The following is a 5,642-nucleotide window of genomic DNA, read 5'->3' as shown; positions in this document are numbered from 1 at the left end:
CAAAATACCCTAGAATCTTATTATACTTTAGGAAGTTCATTTAACTTACACATATTCCTAAATTGCCAATAACTAGGCTCTAAATAATAAGAATAAGGAGTATAATAAAAGATAATTAAGCCTATACCTCCAAGAAAGACTAAAAACTTTGAAACGCTTTTTGTAGATTTAAAGATGATTTTATAAATAAATTTTAATATAAGATAAGAAAGAATAGTAGAAATTATAATAAGAAGTAATATATATGTCATGGGTTATCTCCTTAGATTCTCTATTTTATTAAAATTAAGATGTAATTTTGTGGTTTGATAAAGATTAGCTCGCTAGCATCCAAACATAGAAGACAAAAATTGCTCATTAAGATAAATGATTTCATGTATGAATAAATAGTATTATAATTTAGAAAGTAGTTTTGTAATTAAAACCAAGAAAACAAAATATATTTTTAAGATATAACCCCGACTATAATTACGCATTTTAGTCGGGATTTTTTTAAGATAATTATAATTAAGCTTTACCTTCTCTCCAATCATCACTTCCGCTAGTTCCAGCAGCAGTATGTTCCCAAACTACTTTTCTATAACTCATTGAAACTTTTAAAAGCTCGGTTTTATCATGATTACTTGACTCTTGTGCATTTGGCATTATTAATTCAATATTTGTAATAATTGCATCTTCCAATTTTGTAGTAAAAAAATGTTCAGATCCGCCACTTGCTGCAGTTCTAAACCAATGAACTTCGACTATTGGAAGTCTTTCTCCTTTGGTAAGTGCATTATATAACAAAGGCACGGACTTATTCAATGAGCAAGTAAAAGAAAAGGGCTTATGAACTCTTTGTCCAGAAGGTTGCCCACTTTGCTGATCAACGGGTACAGTTACGATATGAGATACCTCTTGTGCCATGATTTCATCTTCATGACCTGATTTATATCTATTGCCAATACTCGCTTCAGTAGATGCACCACTTGAAATCAAACCTTGTGTGGAACCTTCAATTCTTATAAACGCTGGTTCAGCCATAAAAAGAACCTCCTTTAATTTTTTTTAACATTCAAAATTGTATCATTTTAATCTTAATCTATATAAATTTTTGTAAAATATTTGTATATTGATATTAATATTTATTTGTTTTTACTTTAAATAAGGAATAACGATGTTTAAAAAAATATTTGATTTTATAAAATCAAGATTATTTATAACTGCTTTTTTACTTTGTTGTATTTTTCTTTTTAGTGTTTTATTTTGGTTTTGGGGTCCTTTAATAGCTTTTAACGACATATATATTTTTAGTAGCTCATTTTTAAGATTTAGTATTATCTTGATAATTTGGCTTATTGTTTTTTTATTTTTTTTATTAAAGCCTATTATAAATTTTATATCTTCTTTAAAAAGTGAAAAAAGATTAAAATTTAAAGACCTAAAAAAAGAAGCTGATGAGTTTATTTACAAATCTAAAAGAAACTTCTTTTTATCTCTTAAAGATGCCAAAGAAACATGGAAGAATGATTTAAAAACAAAAAATTTACCCTTAATTATCATCATAGGAAATGAAGGGGCTGGAAAAAGCACTTTTATCAATTATTCTAACATCGAATATCCACTTAGCGATAGTTTAGAGTCTTATAAAAAATTCCATAAGTCTACTAGAAATTTTGCACTTTATGTATCAAAAAAAGGCGCTTTGTTAGATACAGAAGGAAACTATTTTTCACAAGAAGAATTTTTTAAGCCTACAAGTAGCGATGAAATACCCGAAGATGATATAGATAAAAATAGAGATTTTTTAATTAAAAAAAATATATGGAAAAAATTCCTTACTTTTCTCAATAAAAATTTTTTTCATAGCAAACTAAATGGAATTATTTTAGTTGTTGATACTGTCCTTTTCTTAAATAATCCTAAGGAGTATTCCAAAAATCTTATTAGATATCTAACAAAAAGAGTAAACGAATGTGAAAAAACTTTGAATTTAAAGTTGCCCATCTATATAGTTTTTTCAAAACTTGACTTGATGGAAGGCATGAAAGAGTATTTTGATATTTTCGATAAAAAAATTTCAGATAAAATTTTAGGATTATCTTTTGATAAAATCTTAAGTGAAGAATTTTTAAATAATGAATTTAAAGAATTAAGTGATTCATTATTATGCTCTTTAATGAGTAAAAATTCCCATATTTACAATATGGAAAATAAAAATAAAAGCTACTTATTTTTAAAACAATTTGATAATTTATTTGCATTAGCAAAGACTTTTATTTTGGAAGTACAAGAAGAAAATAAGCTTAAAAATAATTCTTATCTTAGAGGAGTTTATTTTGTTAGTGCCTATCAAGAAAATATTCCTAGAAATTTCTTACTCGATGCCATATGTGAGAAATATAACTGCAAAAAAGTATTATCAAAATCCAATATTATACATAATAAACAAAGCTATTTTGTTAAATCACTGCTCGAAGATTTAATTTTTACAGATTATTCTTTAAGCACTATGAAATCTTATTCTAAAAAATTATCTTTTTTAATGATAATTTTAATCATAAGCTTTGGAACATATGTTATATCTTCTTATTTTATAAGTAAAAACAATAAAGAATTCGAAAAAAGCCAAAACACCTTAAGATCTTTACAATTGCTTCTTAAAGATCAAGATTATCAAAATTTAAATATTAAACAAAAAGCTGACTTCTTAATTGAATTGAGAAATATTTTAAATACTTATCCTGAACTTTGGCAAGATAATAATATATTTCAATATTTAAATCTAAATCTCTCATACAAAGGATTTAAAGAAGCTAAACAACTTTATTATAAACTGAATGAAGATGTGTTAAAAAATACTTTATTAAAAGAAATGGAATATACTTTACTTACCGATACAAATAAAGAAAATTTAATCAAAACATTATATATGTATAGATCTTTATTTGAACAAAAATATTTTAATAAAGAAATACTAAAAATTTGGATTAACGAGAATTGGAATACTTTAAGTAAGTATTCAATCTCTAAAGATGACTTTCTAGAAGGGGTGGATGAGCTTAAACAATTTAATCTTAAATCTTTTACAGAAGATGAAAACAGTATACATACAGGAAAAAGAAAACTTGAGAGTATAAGTAGAACTCAAAGAATTTACATTCTTCTTAATTTTTTAAATAGCGATAAACCTAAAGAAAAATATCTTATAAAAGAGGATTTAGGTTTTGCTGCAAATAGTGTATTTTCAAATAATTCTCAAATAACTTCTATAGATAAAATATATACAAAAGTTGGTATGATGGACTTTTTAAATGATTTAAATCAACAAGTTGACACCGCAATCAATATTGAATCTTGGATGCTAGATAACAATTTTAAAGAAAATAAAAACACTTTGACTATGGGTATTTTAAAATTATACTTAAGTGAATACCAAAATGCTTGGCAAAATCTACTCGCTTCATTGCAACCTGTTAGGTATAATACCAAAGAGGCAATGCTTAATGAGCTTAATATCTTATCAAAAAAAGAAAACCCTTTATATTCTTTGTTAAAAATTGTTAGTTCTAATACAAATTTAAATGATGCAGTTTTACTAACTCAAGCCTACAATTTAGGATTAAATGCTGGGGAAATTAGATCAAATTTTATTGGGGTAAGCAATGCTTTCACACAATATCATAAGCTAGTAAACAAAAATACACTTTTAAGTGTTGGTAATATAGAAGTGGGCAAAGGCACTGATGATGAAAAAATATTAGATATTCTTAATACAAGTATTACAAATATGTCCAATAAAATTATAGATTTTAGTTCTAATAATAACCAAAGCGCTGAAGAAAAAATTTCATATGCTCTTGGAGGCAATAAAGATGCCAATGATCCTTTTGCTGTATTTCAAATGAACATAAAAAAATTACCTAATGATTTAGAGAGATATTATAGTCAGCTTTCTAATTATTCGTGGAATTTTATAGAAAATCATGGTATTTCTTTATTTAATACTGCTTGGATTAATGAAGTGTATAATCCATTTGTTAATGATATTGCACCATATTATCCTTTTAATGATGAGAGTGTAGCAGATCTTAGTATGGATAGTTTTAAAACATTTTTTGGAAGAAATGGGACATTAAATAGTTTTTATAAAAAATACTTGAACAATGTTTTAGTAAAAAGAAAAAATAACTATTCTATCAATTCTCAATTTGCTTCAAAATTAAATTTCTCTAAAGAATTTTTAGATTTTATCACCAATGCAGGCAATCTCTCTAGTCTCATACTAAATGGTAATGATAATATAAAAGTTAATTTTACTATTCAAAGCCTTGATTTAAGTGCGGATTTTTCCTTTATAAAGCTTGGCTATGATAATAAAAATATCCAATACGATCATACTCTTAATCAAACCCTACAAATTGTAGCAGAAAAATTCAATAATGGAACAAGTTTAAATTTTACAGCCTATAACTACTCTAATCCTAATTTAAATTATACAAAATCATATAAAGGAGAATGGGCATGGTATAAGTTTATAAAAGATAATAAAAGTAATTCTATATACAGCATTATATTTAACAATAATAAAAACTTATATTTTGACTTTGAAATTATTAACGGTGCTAGTGAATTAAATAATATAGTTTATATTTTAAACAATCTTAAAATAGTAGAAAATATTACAGGGGTAAATAAACAATGATAGAAAAAGAAGAAATAGGAATTGCTATTGAGAATTATGACGAATGTATTAGTGGTTCTAAAACATTTGTATTTAACACAAAGGGTGGAACTATAGGAAGCGGTGATGATTGCACTTTTCGTATTCAAGATAAACTAGAACAAATCAAAAATACCCATGCCATAGTATCTTATGAAGAAGGATCTTTTACAATTGCGGCTTTTGAAGATTCTGACATTTATTATAATAAGTCCTTTTCTAGAATGCCAAGTGGCTATGAAATAATAATCAGCATAGGCGATATTTTTAAAATCGGTAATTTAGAATTTAGATTTGTGGATGCAAAAAGCATTGAAGCAAGCATTAAAGAAAATAAAAAATACTTAGAAGATATTGAAAAACGCAATCATTTTGATGAAATTGAAATTAAACCTAGAGGAAAAACAAGTATAAATTTTGACAAAAACAAAGAGTTAAAAGAGATTTTAGAAAATAATGATTATAAATTTATCGAAGAAGAAAAGGCAGATGATAGCTTTTTAAAAGAAATAATTCAAAAAAATCCAAATTCATTAGAATATGAAAATGTTTTAAAAAGTTTGGTAAAAAATTTAAAAGATATTAAAACAAAACAACAAAGCTCTAAATTAAATAAAGATTATTCTCCTATTAGTATTAAAGATTTTGAAAGCATTGTTAATAATATACCCTTAATCAAATCCACGAGATTGATCAATATTTTAGCCCTTAGCCTAATCGCAAAAGAATTATATACTCCAATATTTGAAGAAATGGAAGAAAATATGTTTATTAAATATATTGAAGCTGCCATACAAAACAATATCAAAGAAGATAAGATTCTTTTTGAAAATCTTACCATCAAAGCATTGGAAAAGTATATTAAAGATTTTGAGTGATTTTCACTCTTTTATATTATGCTCTTTAGCATAAGCTAGTATCTTAGCTCTTAAATCCTCTG

At 25.3% G+C, this 5,642-nt stretch carries 4 protein-coding genes; 2 read left to right on the top strand and 2 right to left on the bottom strand.

Annotated features, from left to right (window positions below):
* Positions 1-20 precede the first annotated feature (20 nt).
* Positions 21-251: a hypothetical protein gene (locus tag AJ932_RS08395; protein WP_070278745.1), complete on the bottom strand. Its 231-nt coding sequence runs from the start codon at positions 249-251 to the stop codon at positions 21-23.
* A 256-nt stretch (positions 252-507) separates the two neighbouring features.
* Positions 508-1,023, bottom strand: a complete 516-nt coding sequence (locus AJ932_RS08390) for an Hcp family type VI secretion system effector (protein WP_070278743.1) — start codon at positions 1,021-1,023, stop codon at positions 508-510.
* 133 nt (positions 1,024-1,156) lie between these two features.
* Between AJ932_RS08390 and tssM the strand changes: the two genes are divergently transcribed.
* Together tssM and AJ932_RS08380 are read left to right on the top strand one after the other, a co-directional pair.
* Entirely contained in the window at positions 1,157-4,684 is a 3,528-nt protein-coding gene (tssM, locus tag AJ932_RS08385) for a type VI secretion system membrane subunit TssM (protein WP_070278741.1), read from the top strand.
* Entirely contained in the window at positions 4,681-5,580 is a 900-nt protein-coding gene (locus AJ932_RS08380; RefSeq protein ID WP_070278739.1) for an FHA domain-containing protein, read from the top strand. Before tssM ends, AJ932_RS08380 begins: the two co-directional genes overlap by 4 nt.
* Positions 5,581-5,642: the final 62 nt, after the last annotated feature.

The organism is Campylobacter sp. BCW_6873, assembly GCF_001762365.1.
In the GTDB taxonomy this organism is placed as follows: domain Bacteria; phylum Campylobacterota; class Campylobacteria; order Campylobacterales; family Campylobacteraceae; genus Campylobacter_D; species Campylobacter_D jejuni.
This window is presented reverse-complemented; position numbering and strand designations above follow the sequence as displayed.

Coding starts and splice junctions, on each gene's coding strand:
- AJ932_RS08390 (WP_070278743.1), bottom strand. CDS start 1,023: ATGGCTGAACCAGCGTTTATAAGAATTGAAGGTTCCACACAAGGTTTG.
- AJ932_RS08380 (WP_070278739.1), top strand. CDS start 4,681: ATGATAGAAAAAGAAGAAATAGGAATTGCTATTGAGAATTATGACGAA.
- tssM (WP_070278741.1), top strand. CDS start 1,157: ATGTTTAAAAAAATATTTGATTTTATAAAATCAAGATTATTTATAACT.
- AJ932_RS08395 (WP_070278745.1), bottom strand. CDS start 251: ATGACATATATATTACTTCTTATTATAATTTCTACTATTCTTTCTTAT.